General features: G+C 41.5%; 16 protein-coding genes. 8 read left to right on the forward strand and 8 right to left on the reverse strand.

Annotated features, from left to right (window positions below; genetic code table 11):
• Positions 1-134: 134 nt before the first annotated feature.
• Positions 135-704 (reverse strand): peptidylprolyl isomerase, encoded by a 570-nt coding sequence (locus RR876_RS15835; protein ID WP_332478436.1) that lies wholly within the window; start codon positions 702-704, stop codon positions 135-137.
• Positions 705-800: 96 nt separating this feature from the next.
• On the opposite strand from RR876_RS15835, the gene RR876_RS15840 reads away from it, so the two are divergent.
• Positions 801-1,469, forward strand: a complete 669-nt coding sequence (locus RR876_RS15840; RefSeq protein ID WP_332478435.1) for an acetoacetate decarboxylase family protein — start codon at positions 801-803, stop codon at positions 1,467-1,469.
• 48 nt (positions 1,470-1,517) lie between these two features.
• On the opposite strand, the gene RR876_RS15845 is transcribed toward RR876_RS15840, so the two are convergent.
• A complete protein-coding gene (locus tag RR876_RS15845; RefSeq protein WP_125275021.1) occupies positions 1,518-2,591 on the reverse strand; it encodes an alpha/beta hydrolase in 1,074 nt (357 codons plus the stop codon).
• A gap of 198 nt (positions 2,592-2,789) precedes the next feature.
• On the opposite strand from RR876_RS15845, the gene RR876_RS15850 reads away from it, so the two are divergent.
• Complete coding sequence (locus tag RR876_RS15850) at positions 2,790-3,338, forward strand: hypothetical protein (RefSeq protein WP_332481930.1); 549 nt, start codon at positions 2,790-2,792, stop codon at positions 3,336-3,338.
• A 137-nt stretch (positions 3,339-3,475) separates the two neighbouring features.
• On the opposite strand, the gene RR876_RS15855 is transcribed toward RR876_RS15850, so the two are convergent.
• Entirely contained in the window at positions 3,476-3,703 is a 228-nt protein-coding gene (locus RR876_RS15855; protein WP_183176007.1) for a hypothetical protein, read from the reverse strand.
• Positions 3,704-4,625: 922 nt separating this feature from the next.
• Between RR876_RS15855 and grpE the strand changes: the two genes are divergently transcribed.
• The 5 genes from grpE to RR876_RS15880 all read left to right on the forward strand — a co-directional run bounded on the left by grpE (position 4,626) and on the right by RR876_RS15880 (position 9,646).
• Positions 4,626-5,165 carry a nucleotide exchange factor GrpE gene (gene grpE / locus RR876_RS15860; protein WP_332481931.1) on the forward strand — a complete coding sequence of 180 codons (540 nt, stop codon included), beginning with the start codon at positions 4,626-4,628 and terminating at the stop codon, positions 5,163-5,165.
• A gap of 119 nt (positions 5,166-5,284) precedes the next feature.
• On the forward strand, positions 5,285-7,225 hold the full coding sequence (gene dnaK, locus RR876_RS15865; RefSeq protein ID WP_086210894.1) for a molecular chaperone DnaK: 1,941 nt from the start codon (positions 5,285-5,287) through the stop codon (positions 7,223-7,225).
• Between the two features lie 114 nt (positions 7,226-7,339).
• Entirely contained in the window at positions 7,340-8,164 is an 825-nt protein-coding gene (gene blaOXA / locus RR876_RS15870; RefSeq protein ID WP_332478433.1) for an OXA-211 family carbapenem-hydrolyzing class D beta-lactamase, read from the forward strand.
• Between the two features lie 81 nt (positions 8,165-8,245).
• Positions 8,246-9,157 (forward strand): matrixin family metalloprotease, encoded by a 912-nt coding sequence (locus RR876_RS15875; protein WP_332478432.1) that lies wholly within the window; start codon positions 8,246-8,248, stop codon positions 9,155-9,157.
• 114 nt (positions 9,158-9,271) lie between these two features.
• The gene (locus RR876_RS15880; protein ID WP_005401765.1) at positions 9,272-9,646 is read left to right on the forward strand and encodes a hypothetical protein; all 375 of its coding nucleotides are present in this window, start codon (positions 9,272-9,274) and stop codon (positions 9,644-9,646) included.
• Positions 9,647-9,706: 60 nt separating this feature from the next.
• On the opposite strand, the gene erpA is transcribed toward RR876_RS15880, so the two are convergent.
• The 4 genes from erpA to RR876_RS15900 form a co-directional block, all read right to left on the reverse strand.
• Positions 9,707-10,042: an iron-sulfur cluster insertion protein ErpA gene (gene erpA / locus RR876_RS15885; RefSeq protein ID WP_004697409.1), complete on the reverse strand. Its 336-nt coding sequence runs from the start codon at positions 10,040-10,042 to the stop codon at positions 9,707-9,709.
• A gap of 118 nt (positions 10,043-10,160) precedes the next feature.
• On the reverse strand, positions 10,161-11,174 hold the full coding sequence (locus RR876_RS15890; RefSeq protein ID WP_332478431.1) for a putative solute-binding protein: 1,014 nt from the start codon (positions 11,172-11,174) through the stop codon (positions 10,161-10,163).
• A 219-nt stretch (positions 11,175-11,393) separates the two neighbouring features.
• Positions 11,394-12,404: a putative solute-binding protein gene (locus tag RR876_RS15895; RefSeq protein ID WP_332478430.1), complete on the reverse strand. Its 1,011-nt coding sequence runs from the start codon at positions 12,402-12,404 to the stop codon at positions 11,394-11,396.
• 254 nt (positions 12,405-12,658) lie between these two features.
• Entirely contained in the window at positions 12,659-13,612 is a 954-nt protein-coding gene (locus tag RR876_RS15900) for a putative solute-binding protein (RefSeq protein ID WP_332478437.1), read from the reverse strand.
• Between the two features lie 288 nt (positions 13,613-13,900).
• Between RR876_RS15900 and RR876_RS15905 the strand changes: the two genes are divergently transcribed.
• On the forward strand, positions 13,901-15,841 hold the full coding sequence (locus RR876_RS15905) for an ATP-binding cassette domain-containing protein (protein ID WP_332481929.1): 1,941 nt from the start codon (positions 13,901-13,903) through the stop codon (positions 15,839-15,841).
• A gap of 637 nt (positions 15,842-16,478) precedes the next feature.
• Here RR876_RS15905 and RR876_RS15910 read toward each other — a convergent pair.
• Positions 16,479-16,847, reverse strand: a complete 369-nt coding sequence (locus RR876_RS15910; RefSeq protein WP_332478422.1) for a hypothetical protein — start codon at positions 16,845-16,847, stop codon at positions 16,479-16,481.
• Positions 16,848-16,865 lie beyond the last annotated feature (18 nt).

Here is a 16,865-nt window from a genome sequence, read left to right on the forward strand (position 1 = left end):
GTGCTTTTAACTGGTTGTTTTATCGGATGTTGTATTTTTATGCACTAAAAAGATTCAAAAACACACAACCATGAACTTAACTCAATAATTTTAAAGCAGAAATATAGATTTAATATTTCTGCTCTCTTTTTTCATTACTTTTGCACTGTTGCTGCTTTAATATTCACACTGAGAATTTTGACAGGTTGTTTCGGTACATCTTGATGTGGCCCTGCACGTCCTGTCGGTACTTTAGTGATCTTATCCACCACATCCATACCTTTAGTGACCTGACCAAAAACCGCATAACCTGCGTTATTGGTACTTCTATCTAGAAAGTTATTATCCACCACATTAATAAAGAACTGACTGGTTGCAGAATGCGGTAGGTTAGTTCGTGCCATCGCCAAAGTACCACGTTTATTGGATAAACCATTGTTTGATTCATTTCGAATGGCTGGTCGTGTTGGCTTTTCCACAAGGTCAGCAGTCATGCCCCCACCTTGCACCATGAAACCTGGAATGACGCGATGAAAGATCGTTCCGTTATAAAACTTAGCTTTCGTATAGTCTTCAAAGTTTTTTGCTGAGATTGGTGCTTTATCATTAAACAGTTCAATTTCGATGTTGCCCATTGATGTTTTCATTTCAACAATTGTGTTATTTGCCATGACCGCCATACTCATACATGTAGCCGCCACTGCAACTAAACTCTTCTTTAACATTTCGTTACTCACAGCATTCAGATCTTATTAGATTTCGGTATATTAATCGTTCAGTATAAATAAAACACTACTTCTTCTAAGAAAACGAGAATAACGATGAATGAAGCTTTAGCCCTGTCTCAATTGAGTCAATTTCCACCTTGGCATTTACAAGGTGAAGCCTTTATTTTGAATTATTGGATTAGTCCGCAATTTATCCGACAATATAAAGCGTTTCGTATCGCTCCTTCCCCGATTGGTCGTGTGGTTCAGATCATGCTGGTTCGTTATCATCAATCCCCTGTTGGACCTTATGATGAACTGCTTTTGCTTGACCATCCTTTACTGAGCAAACGGCGTTTAAGCTCGATTCCTAAAATTTATGTGTCTACACAGATTTCAGTTGAACATGGTCAACAACTTTGGGGCATCCCGAAAGAGTTTGCTCAGTTTGATTGGAAGATGCAGAATGAAACAACACAATGCCAACTCAATACTCAAAATCAAACCCTGTGTTTAACACTCACCCAATGTAAAAAGGCACGTCCGTTTTATATTAATAGTCATCACATTCCACGTTCCATGCTCAAAATACAGCAAGCGTGGCAGGGTCAACGTTATGAGTTTTCCCCTCAGTTTCGCGCGAAGCTAATGAAACTGAAAAAATTTGAATGGCAAAACCATACCACTCTCTTTCCAGACTTTGGCCAAGCCAAGGCTCTACAAAGTTTTTATGTCCCGAGCTTTCAGCTCGTTTTTCCAGAAGCCAAAGTCCGCTCTAAATAAAAAAAGAATGTTCCACGTGAAACATTCTTTTTTCCAATTCATGCATCTTTATTTAGCATTCTTATCCCAAAATTTTCTAAAATTCTTTGCCATTTCTATGGTGATTTTTTTTGCCCGACGAGAAATGATGGTGAAGTTCACAAACCCATGGGGTTGATCTAGATAATTCTGATAATAAACCTTATTGCCCTGTTGCTTTAATTTGATGGCATAAATTTCACCTTCATCATGCAATAAATCATGACCTGCGGTGATGACAAAAGCGGGAGCGACACTTTTTAATACGCCATAGGTTGGCGAAACAATAGGATCATCCAGAGCTACCTGATGTTGTTCAGCATACAACGAGGTCACTCTATCGACATCTTGCCCAGTTAAGGTCAGTCCATCTTTATAAGCAAAGAACGATGGATGGCGGCTTTTGAAATCGACCACGGGGTAAATTAACAGTTGTGCACTTGGCGCATAAGCTTTTGCCGCAGTTCTCTGTGCCACCACGGCACTGATATTACCACCAGCACTATCGCCTGCCACCGCAATTCGGTTTTTCAAAATTTTGAACTGACGACGGTTTTGATAGACCCAAGCCAAAGCATCTTCACAAGATTGAATTAATAAATTCGGGCCAACTTCTGGCGCCAAAGGATAGTCAATACTGAGCACCTGCACTTTGGCATGGATCGCCAGTAAGCGACAGACTTCATCATGGCTGTCGAGGCTGCCAACCACAAAGCCACCGCCATGATAAAACACCAGCATCGGAAGTTTCTTATTCGGTGCAGGATGATAATGCCGTGCAAACACAGTTCCACTTTGTAAAGGTAGACGTAAATCCTCCACTTGTTTTACCGCGCTGGGTTTCGCAGTCAACATTTGAATTTGATGATCAAACAGTTTACGCGAACGATGGTAGTCTTCAAAAATAAAGCCTGATTTGCCTTGCTTATATTGAGCCGCCATTAAGCATTTGATAAAGGGATCCAGTTGCTCAAACTGGTGAGGATAACCCAGCGCTTTCACCAAGCCTTCTTGTGCCACCGTCGGTAAGCGATCAATCACTCGTGCCGCACTGCCTTGGCCTTGTTCCATCCATTGTTGTAAAGTTTGATTCAACACGCCCATGTCAATAATATCCTTTTATCGTTCTTCATATTCTCTACATGATCAGCACTTACGTGACCATTCTCTTATATAAGTCTTCACATCAAGATACATAGCAATACGCCCTATACGCTAATCTTCTTTTAAGAGCTTGTCATTGACAATTTTTATGCCGATTTAGGAGTGTTTTGCTACTCCGTTTTATGAAGGAGACCTGCCATGACTAAAAAAATAATATTCCTCTCGCTCATCAGCACCTTGTTTGTTGGCTGTGTAGCTTTTCCTGAGGATGGCTATTATGACGGACGCTACGACCACCGCTATGATTATGATGATCGACGCTACGACCAGCATGATCGCTATGAACGTGAACGAGACCGCCAACGTTGGGAATACCAACAACGGCAAAACCGCATCGAGCGCGAACGTCGTGAGGCAGACCGAAACCGCCAAAGACATGCCGAATGGGAACGCCAGAACCGCGAACAAGAACGGCAACGTATTGAAGCTGAGCGCAAACGGATCGCCAATCAACGCCATCAAGACTGGCAACAGAAAAAGCGTGATCAAGAGCGATTAAACCAAGAACGTAAACGTTATGATGCTGAACGTCAGCAACGACAAAATGCCGAACACCAACGTCGTGATCAAGAGCGTCAACGTACTGAAGATCGACGCAAACAATCCAATAGCGATCGTAAACAACGTACCGATGATCAACGCCGCGATCAAAACAAAGGTTGGGATAACTCACGTCAAGAACGATAAAATCGTCATCGCACATCAGACTGACGAAATAACACAGCTGAACAGCTTCTAATTATTTACTCCCTAAAAAAAGACCTTCACGGCATCCTGTGAAGGTCTTTAACACAGCGAGTTTAAGAGAAGTTCTCTTTTAAGCTTTATTGTTGCGTTGTCGCAGGTGTAGATTGGATGGGTTCAATCTGAGCAGCAGGATCTGCTTGAACCTCTACTCCAGCACTTCCCTCAACGGTTGCTGTTGCATCTGGTGCAGTGGTCACTTGAGCGGACTCAGGCGCTGTAGTGGTTTCATTTGAGCTACAGCCCACAATCGCAAATGCTGAACCTAAGAGCGCTAGAGACAATAATGCAGTTTTCTTATTTAACATTCTTTCATTTCCTTTTACGTCATACAAAATAGCAAAGCCAAACTTTGCCTTGCCTATATTTGTCAAATCTGAAAACTTTTACACACGTGCTGAGTTGTAGTTTTTGCAGACTCGAGTACAACTTGTGCAATTTTTTATTAATTGGGCGAAAATGCCGCCTTAGTACTACATCTCAACAGCAATGCAAGTTAATGTGCTGATTCTTCATTGTTTCTCTCTTCGATTAACAGCACAAAAGGAAATCTATACTGAGCATCTCAACTCTTCAGCATTGCAGAACTCTTGTATGCTGATACACGATTAAATAATGTTATTTTTAAATTTGAAGTAAAAAAAAGCTTAATCCAAGGTGGATTAAGCTCGAAAAAGCATACAAAAATAAAAAAACTACAGCCTTAAAAATCGAATTTTGAGCGCAAAGCTCGAAGCATCCTGACAGAATTACACCTTTGCGCTGAATAAAGTACTTTTGGGAGACGTACTATTCAAAAACCTAAATCTCTAAATTAGGAGGGTTTCCCCAAGCTATCCAAATAGGTCGCAGTCACCATACTTTGCTCTCTCCACAAAGTATGATCACCGCTGATACACTCATTATGTGGACAATCGAAAAATTAGTAAAACAGATAAATTTGATTAAAATAATTCAATGTAACGATTAGCCTTTTTCAACATAAAAAAACTCAAGCAGGATTGGAAATGGACCTTCGGACAGAATAAGCACCAAGAAAGCCTGATTTCAGCAATTTTTTACCAAAAATGCATGAATTAATCACTGAAGCCGCTTGAATTTTTGGCTGTTGCCCCGACCTTTTGTAGTAATCCTGAATTCAATAACGCATGGCAGTTCAGATTAACCCAGTTAACACTGATGCCTGAAGGACTGTACATGTTTAAGAACCCATTTAAACGGAGTAAATCAATGGCGACTGAGCACAATCAAGAAGCTCAAGATCTAGGGCAAGAGCAAGCAGACCCGCAAACTCAAGCTGAAACGGAGCAAGCTGAAGTTTCAGTTGAGGATTTACAAGCTCAAATTACCAATCTTGAAGAAAGCTTAAAGCTTGAAAAAGCACGCACTGCAAATGCTGTATACGAAGCACAAAAAAGTGTAGAGCGTATTCAACGTGAATCAGATAAGCATAAAGACACCGTTCTCGAAAAATTCGCAAAAGAGTTACTCGACTCAGTGGATAATTTAGAACGTGCCATTAGCGCATCAGGTGAAGAAAAAACACCAATGTTTGAAGGTGTGGAACTGACGTTGAAATCGTTACTGACTGCACTAGAAAAATTTGGTGTGGTTGCAGTTGATACAGCAAATGGTTTCAATGCGGACTTACATCAAGCAGTCGGGATTGATCCAAATGCGAAAGCCAACGAGATCGGAACGGTATTGCAAAAAGGTTATACCTTAAATGGTCGTTTGCTCCGTCCAGCAATGGTCATGGTTGGCGCATAAGCCCTATAAATTCGAGAGTTTGTGAAATTTTTTCGTGATTATCACTTGAAAAAAATTGAACGGCTCTCATATCGAATAACAAGCAAAAACATTGCAAAAATTTTTGAGGAATCATCCAAATGGCTAAAATCATTGGTATTGACTTAGGTACAACAAACTCTTGTGTCGCTGTACTTGAAGGCGACAAAGTTAAAGTTATCGACAACGCTGAAGGTGCACGTACAACACCATCGATTATTGCGTATAAAGATGGCGAAATCTTGGTGGGTCAGTCTGCAAAACGTCAAGCAGTGACTAACCCTAAAAACACATTATTCGCGATCAAACGTTTGATCGGTCGTAAGTATCAAGACCAAGCGGTTCAAAAGGACATCGGTCTTGTCCCTTACAAAATTATCAAAGCAGACAATGGCGATGCTTGGGTTGATGTAAACGACAAGAAACTTGCACCACAACAAATCTCTGCTGAAATCTTGAAAAAGATGAAGAAAACTGCAGAAGATTATTTAGGTGAAACGGTTACTGAAGCGGTGATTACTGTTCCTGCTTACTTTAACGATGCACAGCGTCAAGCGACTAAAGATGCAGGTAAAATTGCAGGTCTTGATGTTAAACGTATCATCAACGAACCAACGGCTGCTGCACTTGCGTTCGGTATGGACAAAAAAGAAGGTGACCGTAAAATCGCGGTTTACGACTTAGGTGGTGGTACTTTTGACGTATCAATCATTGAAATCGCAGACCTTGATGGCGACCAACAAATCGAAGTGTTATCAACCAATGGTGATACCTTCCTAGGTGGTGAAGACTTTGATAACGCGTTAATTGAATTCTTGGTTGAAGAATTCAAGAAAGAACAAAGTGTGAACTTGAAAAATGATCCACTTGCATTACAACGTTTAAAAGAAGCTGCTGAAAAAGCAAAAATTGAGCTTTCTTCATCAAATGCAACTGAAATTAACCTTCCGTACATCACGGCAGATGCGACTGGTCCTAAACACTTAGTGATCAACGTAACGCGTGCAAAACTTGAAGGTTTAGTGGCTGATTTGGTTGAACGTACAATCGAACCTTGCCGTATTGCACTTAAAGATGCAGGTCTTTCAACTTCTGAGATTTCTGATGTGATCTTGGTGGGTGGTCAGTCTCGTATGCCACTTGTACAACAAAAAGTACAAGAGTTCTTCGGCCGTGAACCACGTAAAGACGTGAACCCTGACGAAGCGGTAGCAATGGGTGCTGCGATTCAAGGTGCGGTATTGTCTGGCGACAAAACGGACGTACTTCTTCTTGACGTGACTCCGTTGACACTTGGTATCGAAACCATGGGTGGCGTGTTAACAGCAATTATTGAGAAAAACACCACGATTCCTGCGAAGAAATCTCAAGTGTTCTCAACTGCTGCGGACAACCAACCTGCTGTAGACATTTCTGTGTTCCAAGGTGAACGTAAAATGGCACAGCAAAACAAATTGTTGGGTAACTTCCAATTGGGCGACATTCCACCTGCTCCACGTGGTGTGCCACAAATTGAAGTATCGTTCGATATCAACGCTGACGGTATCTTAAAAGTATCGGCTAAAGATAAGAGCACTGGTAAAGAGCAATCGATCCAGATTAAAGCAAACTCAGGTTTGTCTGATGCTGAAATCGAAGCGATGATCAAAGATGCTGAAGCGAATGCTGAAGAAGATCGTAAATTCGAAGAACTAGCAAAAGCACGTAACGAAGCGGATGCATTGGTATCTTCTGCTCAAAAAGCAGTGAAAGATCTAGGCGAGCAAGTAACCAGCGACGAAAAAACTGCTGTTGAAACTGCAGTCGCTGAGCTTGAAACTTCGACTAAAGAAAATGATGTAGAAGACATCAAAGCGAAAACTGAAGCACTTCAAAACATCATCATGCCGATCACGCAACGTGCTTATGAAGCTGCGCAAGGTCAAGGCGGTGCTGAAGGTTTCGACCCAAATGCATTCGGTGGTGATGCTGGTCAACAACAAAAAGCGGACGATGGCGTTGTAGATGCTGAGTTCACTGAAGTAAAAGATGACAAAAAATAATTTGTCGCTTTAGTCAAAAACCGCGCGAAAGCGCGGTTTTTTATTACCTAAATATTGTTGTTTCACATTCCACTTTTACATTAGGCTGATAAAAAATTTAGACCTTAGCCACCCATGAAAACTTTACAGTTGGGACTCATCACCCTCATTACAGCCTTCGGTTCCGCGTGTACCACAATAAGCCCCTCCGTAGAAACAGCTAAAAACCAGCAGCAACAAAGTGCGCAGCAGCAGATCCAACAGGCCTTCGATCAACTCCAAACCACTGGGGTGATTGTCATTAAAGATAAGCATGGCTTACACAGCTACGGCAATGACTTGAGCCGTGCTCAGACACCGTATGTACCCGCCTCTACCTTTAAAATGCTGAATGCCTTAATCGGACTAGAGCATGGTAAAGCAACCAACACTGAGGTGTTTAAATGGGATGGTCAAAAGCGTAGTTTCCCTGCCTGGGAAAAAGACATGACTTTAGGGCAAGCCATGCAAGCATCTGCTGTTCCAGTTTATCAGGAGCTTGCACGGCGCATTGATCTAGACCTGATGCAAAAAGAAGTACAGCGCATTGGATATGGCAATCAACAGATTGGCACCGTTGTCGATAATTTTTGGTTAGTCGGTCCACTGCAAATTACGCCTGTTCAAGAAGTTCTTTTTGTGGAGAAACTGGCCAATACAAAACTCGCTTTTAAGCCCGACGTGCAACATGCAGTACAAGACATGCTGCTGATTGAACAAAAACCGAATTATAAACTCTATGCAAAATCAGGCTGGGGCATGGACCTAGAACCGCAAGTCGGTTGGTGGGCAGGCTGGGTCGAAACAGCAACAGGTGAAAAAGTGTATTTTGCTTTGAATATGCATATGAAAACAGGGATTTCAGCCAGCGTGCGTGAGCAACTGGTCAAACAAAGTCTGACAGCACTGAGGATAATTTAAGCCACAGAGAAGACGCTTTTTTTATGTTGCAAAGGTATTTTTTACGCTAAAGTAGCTAAAAATAAAGATATATGAAGAAATATGCGTCAAAGTCTCTTGTTTGCTTTACTGGGCTTTTTAGGGTTGATTCTGTATCAAAATATGCAACAGCCCCAGCTGCGTCTCAATCCACTGCTGGATCGACTCACCCATCCTTTCGATCAACGTATTCGCTATCGTATTGCGGAAGTCGATCCACGTTTTGGTCTTAGTGAACATGAGTTAAAGCAGATTAGCCAGCAAGCCACGGACATTTGGAAACAGGGTTTGGGCCAAGACTACTTTGTCTATGACCCCAATGCTCAGCTCAGTATTCGACTCATTTATGACCAACGTCAAGATGAGTCGGTACAACGCCGTGATCAACTGTCTAAACTGACACAAAATGAACACGGGCTGAGTCAAAAAAATACTGAACTCAAAGCCATGCAACAAAATCTGGCACGTCACTCAGGGGCTTTAGATGTGCAAAAACAGAGTTTACAAGACCTTAGCCAAAACTATAATGCCATGATCCGTCAGTATAACCAGCACGGCGGAGTCCCTGCTTCGCAGCAAGCGGCCGTACAACAGAGTTTGGTGCAGCTGCGTCAACAGCAACACGTTTTAGACCAACAAATTGCCAGCTTTAACCTGCAAGTGAATGCCTACAATCAAAAGGTAGATGAACTGAACCGCTTAGATCAAGGCCATAATCTGGCCATCGACCAGTTCAACCAACGCTTCCAACCCCGTCTGTTCGATAAAGGGTTGTTTAATGGGCGTGAAATTCATATTTATGAGTTTGAGTCCAAAGAAGACTTACGTCTGACTTTAGCGCATGAATTTGGCCATACCCTCGGAATGAAACATCATAATGATCCAAAAGCCCTGATGTATCCAATGTTAGAGGAACAAGATATGCAGCATTTTCGTTTACAAAGTGCTGATATTGCGTTGTTTAATGCCCGTTGAAATGATGAATTGCTAAAAAAATCCCCTAATTTCAATGGGTGTATGAAATACAATCACAGCACATCTTGACTCGGGTTCGTGTTATTGTAAATAATTGAATATCCACTAGAAGCTTTGGAGACGAATGTGAGTTACTACCATATCTTAATCGAAGTAAATGACCACATCAGTACGATTGAAGAAACTCGTGATATCGAAATCTTTGATATTGTTGAGATTCAACCTTATCTCCATTCTATTCTATTGCCCTATTTTAATGAGCAGCTGTTAGAACTTGAAGATGAAAATTTAGAGTTTAAGGATGTTTTACATCTGGAAGTTAAACAGACGCTTTTACCAATCAATGACTTGATTGAAGAAGAGCAGAAACTGTTACCGAGTGACACCGATGTCACCATTACTGCCTATGAAGTTTTTAATAACCGTGACTTAAGCCAAGATGTCACCACGATTATTTTTGACTTACTCGATGCGATTAAACTCGATTGAAAGCGAATGATTGCACATAAAAAAGCCCTCATCATGAGGGCTTTTTTAATCAGATCAGGCTTAGATCGAGAAAGATGAACCACAACCACAGGTCGTGGTTGCATTTGGGTTTTGCACGATGAAACGTGAACCTTCCAAACCTTCAATATAATCCACCACTGAACCGACCAAATATTGATAACTCAATGAGTCAACCAACATTTTGACATCACCATTGATAAATTCTGCATCGTCTTCATTTTGGTTTTCAGCAAAGTTAAAACCATAAGAAAAACCTGAACAACCACCGCCCGTAACATATACACGAAGCATTAAATCTTGATTCCCTTCACTGTCACGTAATTGACGTACTTTATTTGCGGCATTGTCGCTTAGTTCAAGTGCTTGGGCATTCATCTTAGATTCCTCAGTTCGGTTCAGCTGTCTTTCAAATCAAAAAGACCATATTTCGAGTATAGCATACTCAATATATGGTCCCTATTTGAATATTTAAAGTCAAATCAGACTAATTTTCTCAAGATTGTTTGTAATTTTCATCCTGTAGTCCACATTCAAAGTTTTTCGCCGCTTGCTTACAACGGAATTGCCATAACAGTTTCATCATTCGCTTATCGTAAATACCGCGGTTGGTGAGATCAATCCGTGCTTCCCGCATCATCTTTTGATAACCCGGTTGATCTGCAGCAGGCACCTGCATCCAATATTTTTGTGGAATTTCAGCTTTCATTTTACCCAAAATACCAAATGCACGCGGCAACTGGCCTTTGACCCATTCCCGAGATTTTTGTCCATAACCTGCTGGAAATTTATCCGGACGAATGATGATATTACCTGTGACCTGTAAAATCGGATAATTCACAATTGCCCCTTTCGTTCCCAAGCCTTTATGTAATTCCAATGGTTTAAAAACCGCGGCAGGCGCACCAATAATGTCGACTTGACCATTATTGAACTTTGCACCAAAGTTAGTGACATCGGCAGTCACAGCTTGCGCACCAATTTGTTGAACCATGACTTTTTGTGCTTGATCATAGTCTAAAACCGCAATTTTCTTACCTGCAGCTTTCGCTACAGTATTGATACTACGGTCATTCACCAATAAAAAGGCATCCCCCACAGGAATCACACCTGCCACTTCATACTTACCATTCAACATATATTTGGCAAAAGCTGGGCTGGCCAAGCCTTGCATCACTTTAACAGCTAAGTTGAGATCGGGAATCGCACCAATAGCATCGAGTGAACCTGTAAACGCGTTAAATTGGCGCCCACGCATGCCTGTAACACTAATTGCATCGCATTTTCCTGCTTTAAAATCCTCAGCAATCACCGCTTCGTTTTGTCCGACTCGCAGTTCAATATCCGCTCCCCAATTTTTAGCCGCCAACTGATAATCTTTCATCAGGCTATACACATCACCATTTTTACCGACCAAGTCGAATACACAAACCACTTGTTTGGCCTGTGCCATCGCTGTTGCAGAAATGACTAATGTCCCGACACTGAGGCTTTTCATCCACTGTTTCATGTATCTTCCTTTAGGCTTATTGTTGTTTATTGTGATGAGCCATTCACTTGTGCTCTTTGTTATTTTTTAATGTCCCGAATGACAGTTCACTCGGTTCAAAACCACTCATTTCCTACGCGCTATACAAATTAGCAGCTTCAAGACCATTTAAATCGGTCGATTAAAAGCAAAAAAGAAAGCTCAATTTAAACTGAGCTTTCTTTGATTACACTCGGCAAATTACTCACCGCCCAGTGAGCATTCAAAATTGGCTTTATCCACCGAGCAACGAGCTTTTTTCAAGACCGACATCATTGCTGGATCATAAATGCCTCGTTTGGTCATATCCATCCGACCATCACGTAACATTTTTTGATATTTGGTTTTGTCTTCTGCTGTGAGATTCATTTTGTATTTTGCAGGAATGCCTGCTTCTAAACGACCAATCATTGCGATGCTTTTCGGGAGGTTTTTCACAAACCAATCTCGCGATTTTTGTCCAAAGCCTGTAGGGAATTGATCTGGGCGAATCACAAAGTCAGCTGTCACTTGTAATACAGGGAAGTTAAACATGGCGCCGTTCGTGCCTAAACCTTTATAAATTTCTAAAGGTTTATAAGCATAAGCCGGTGCCCCGACCATATCGACTTGACCATTATTAAACTTCGCCACAAAGTTAGAAACATCGGAAATCACCGCTTGCGCACCGACGCGTTGTACCATGATTTTTTGGGCATCGTCATAACCCAAGACTGCAAACTTCTTACCCGCAGCTTTTTCAATGGAATTAATACTTTTATCTCGTACAAAAATAAAAGCCGAACCTAAAGGCGCAATCCCTGCCACTTCGTATTTTTTACCGCTAAGATTGGTTACCATTTTTGCTGCATTACGCTGATCCAATGCAAAAGTAATCGCACGTTGTGCAATGGCATTGCTTGGCGCTCCGCCCAATGCATCAATAGAACCGACAAATTTATTGTACTGGCGCGCACGCATAGCGGTCATAAACACGCCATCACACTTCCCTGCTTTAAAGTCGTTGTCGGCAACGGCTTCATCTTGGCGAGGGATTAAATTAATTTCAGCTCCCCAGCCTTTTGCTGCCAAAGCCCATTCTTGCGCCATTTGATAGGACTCACCGGATTTGCCAAGCAAGTCAAATACACAGATGTCCACTTTGGCCGCTTGTGCTGTCGACGCTACACCAAAAGCAGAAAAAGCAGCGAGTGCGAGGGTTAATTTTTTCATTCTTGTGTCCTTGTTCGTTTTGTTGTTTGACAGGTGTCCATACACATGTAAAATATTAAGCAAGTTAAAATTAAAAAAATAGAGCATTTACTCAAAAACTACTGTCAATTGGGCAAATTTTTTTCTTTTCTCTCATTTTTATTTTCACAGGATTAGTAAAAGCATTTTAAATTCAACATATTAAAATAAAAACTCTGCATCATCCGTTTTACATGAATGATGCTTAATATTACAAAGAAATACAGATTTTCGCCTTATTCACCGCCCAATGAACATTCAAAGTTAGTGCGTTCAACCGTACAACGGGCTTTTTTCAGCACGCGCATCATGCCTGGGTCATAGACCCCTTGTTTGGTTAAATCAATGCGCCCTTCCCGTAGCAAGCGCTGATATTTTTCTTTGTCTTCTTTGCTGAGCTGCATTTTGATTTTACTGGGAATGGCAGCTTCAAGTCGCTGCACCATAGCAAAGGATTGCGGAATTTTTTGCAAAAACCATTGCCGTGATTGCTCGCCAAATTGAGCAGGAAAACGCTCGGGTCTTACAATTAAATCTGCAGTGACATTGACCACGGGAAAGTTAAGCATAGCCCCTTTAAAGCCTAGACCTTTTTCAATTTCTAAGGGTTTATACGCATATGCAGGTGCAGCAACCACATCGACTTCGCCTGTATTAAACTTTTTTATAAAGTTGGAAATATCCGACATTACAGGTATAGCTCCTACCCGCTCCACCATCACCCGTTGTGCACGGTCGTAGTGCAGTATGGCAAATTTTTTACCTTGCGCTTTTTCGATGGTATTCAGACTTCGGTCTTTTACAAAAATATAGGCTGAACCAATCAAACCAATACCTGCCACTTCATAATTTTCCCCTTGCAGCGTGGTGGTCATGCGCTTGGTATTTCTAGGATCCAGCACATACTCCACTGCCTTTTGTGCAATTTTATTGCTCGGCACTCCGCCTAAGGCATCAATCGAACCTGCGAACTTGTTATAGGTGCGCGCGCGCATCGAGGTCATATACACCGCATCGCATTTATCATTTTGAAAGGCTTTATCGGCTAAGTCTTCGTCCTGAAACGAAATCAATTGTACCTGTGCGCCCCATTTTTTACTGACCAAAGCCCATTCTTCTAAGAATTTATAAGATTCCCCTGCTTTACCCAGTAGGTCGAAGACACACACCTGCTGCTTCGCTTGCACCATATTAGAGAAAGCGCACAGTGCGAGCGTCGATAAAATAAAAAATCCTTTTCTTTTCATTATTATCCCTTCATATTTTTTGTTTTACTGGAGAAATATATCTGTGTGCTATTCCTCAATATAGGTCAAAAAAGGTCAACTTTTAGCTTTCCGACCAAAGGTCAAATGATTTCATCCTCCCCTTATAAAGAAACGCGTAGAGATTTCAGTTCAGATAAATTTTGAATGTTTAGTCTTTTGCTGACGCATCCATTAGAATAGGCGCACCTTTTTCTGATATTTGATAGTTCCATGATTCAGCTTGATCAAGTTTCATTGCGCCGTGGTGGACGAGTGTTATTTCAAAAAGCCTCCATGCAAATCCATCCGGGTTGGAAAGTTGGTCTCACCGGTGTCAACGGTGCTGGAAAATCAACCCTGTTTGCTGCTCTCTTAGGCTCGATAGGTCCTGATGATGGCACCCTAAGCCGCCCTGCCGTATGGACAGTGGCACACATGGCACAGGAAGTAAAAGCCTTAGATATGGCTGCAATTGATTTCGTCCTGACCGGTGATGAAGAATATTGGAACATTCAACAACAGCTCAACCATCCTGAACAGTTAACTGACACTGAACTGGCTGATTTACATGGCCGATTCGACGAAATTAACGGTTATTCCGCACCCGCTAAAGCCGCTCAGCTTATGGCGGGTCTGGGTTTTATGGAACATCAAAACCAACTCTTGGTTTCGAGTTTCTCTGGTGGATGGCGGATGCGCTTAAACTTAGCGCGTACTTTGATGAGCCGTTCGGATCTATTATTACTGGATGAACCAACCAACCACTTAGATCTCGATGCTATTTTATGGTTAGAAGATTGGTTAAATGCCTATACAGGTACCCTAATTTTAATTTCGCATGACCGCGATTTCTTAGATGCCATTACCAACCGTATTTTGCATATCGAAAATCAAGAACTCACTCTCTATAGCGGTAACTATTCTACGTTTGAAACCACTCGTGCAGAACGTTTGGCACAACAACAACAAGCCTATGAAAAGCAGCTCGAAACACGGGCACATATTCAAAAATATATTGATCGCTTTAAAGCCCAAGCCACTAAAGCGCGTCAGGCACAAAGCCGAATTAAACAACTGGAACGGATGCAGCTGCTTGCTCCTGCACATGTCGATACCCCATTTACCTTTAGCTTCCGTGAACCCACCAAAATGAGTTCACCATTGCTGACTTTAGAACAGGCTGATATTGGTTATGGTGATAAACTGATTGCCACCAATATCAACATACAAATCACCCCGACGAGCCGAATTGGCTTATTGGGGATGAATGGTGCAGGTAAATCAACTTTAATCAAATCCTTGGTCGGTGATTTACCTTTATTGGCAGGACAACGCAAAGCCTCAGAACTGCTGAATATTGGCTATTTTGCACAGCATCAAATGGATTCACTGGATGAGTCGGCCAGCCCAATGCTGCAATTGGCACGGATTGCGGATAAAAAAATCAGTGAAGCGACCTTACGTGCCTTTTTAGGCAGTTTCGGCTTTAGTGGCGAGCGAATGGATACCCCATGCGAGAGCTTCTCTGGTGGTGAACGTGCACGTTTGGCATTGGCTTTAATCGTATGGTTACGTCCCAATGTCTTGATTCTAGATGAACCGACCAACCATTTAGACTTAGATATGCGCCATGCCCTAACCATGGCTTTGCAAGACTATGAAGGCGCTGTGGTCTTGGTTTCGCACGAACGCCAACTGATTGCCAGCGTGTGCGATGACCTCATTTTAGTCCATGCTGGAAAATCGACCGAATTTGAAGGCGATCTACACGATTATGCCAACTGGTTACGCCAAGCACGTCTAGAGATGATTAAACAAGGCGGAATCGTAGCGCCGATCGTGTCTAAAGTCAGTGCACAAAAAACTTTGGTTTCCAAAGTTGATAAAGAAGCACAGCGTAAATTGGCCGCACAGCGCCGTGAACAAACGCGCCCGATTCGTAAAAATATCGAAAAATGTGAAAACCTACTGGCAAAGCACCAACCACGTTTACTCGACATCGAAAGTTTACTCGGTGATGCTGGCCTATATGACGCTGCACGCAAAGATGAACTCATGAAACTGATGAATGAGCAAACCGAACTTAAAAACCAAGTCAGTAAAGCTGAAGAACAAATGCTAGAGCTGATGATGGAACTTGAAGAGCTCGAAAGCTCATTCGAAAACGAATAATCTTTCCTCATACACCCTGCCCGCTCTGTTTATGCATGGCGGGCATTTTTATGTCTTAACCATTTTGATTGATTTACTTTGCTGCAACACCAATTTATCCCCAAACGTGCCTTTTCGGTCTATGCATGTAATTCAATAGGACATGCACCCACATAGTCTGAACATTTTAAAAATATATAAGTGATTGAAATTAAAATTATTTATTAAAAAATAAAGCGATAAATTGATTGATTTTTATTATTTAGATATTCTTAAAAAGCAAAAAACAAGATTGTTTAATTTAGCTTAATTAATTGAATATTCAACTATATACAGTACTATTTCCATGAATTTCACAGCTTAAAGCCAAACACAGCCGTCACAACAGACAGCAAATATCCATCATGTGCAGGCATACACCTTTCAGCACAACAAGTTTTGAATTTAAAAAGAGGGAATAAATTTAAAAGATCTGATTTAAATTTAAAAATAAGGCAAGGTTTTAAATTTAGAGACCGCACTTAAAACATCTGTGGATAAAATTATACGTATTTTAGCAGCTGATATAAAGTGCTATTTTTATTTATCCACAGGCTAATGCTGTTTATTTATTCCATTGTTTTAGGCAAATCCATTCTCTTTTTTGCGCTCTTTTTCCTTAATTTAATATGGCTCTTTGTGCCTTTAAAAAACGTAATTCTTGTATTTTCCAACCCTGATCGAAGACCCATGTTTCTTGGATTTGTTGGCGATTTTCAACCAAACCGATCAAGACCTGACAGCGTGTTTGGTCACGGTTAAACTCAAATTCTTCGAATTCGACATCGGGTTTTTGAGGTTTCCAAACCCCATTTTTCACAGCATGTGCGATCTTTTCATAACGCGTATAGTTACTCTCTACACGATCAGCTTGCTCATAGACCACTTTAAAATGCTCATCTTCATATTGAGCTAAAACTTCATAATTGCCCGTAAAAAATGCATTCACCCAAATGTCGCGTACTTGTTCTAGTTGGTTATCCATCATAATGACCTCACATTTTCA

Source organism: Acinetobacter sp., assembly GCF_036666595.1.
GTDB lineage: Bacteria > Pseudomonadota > Gammaproteobacteria > Pseudomonadales > Moraxellaceae > Acinetobacter.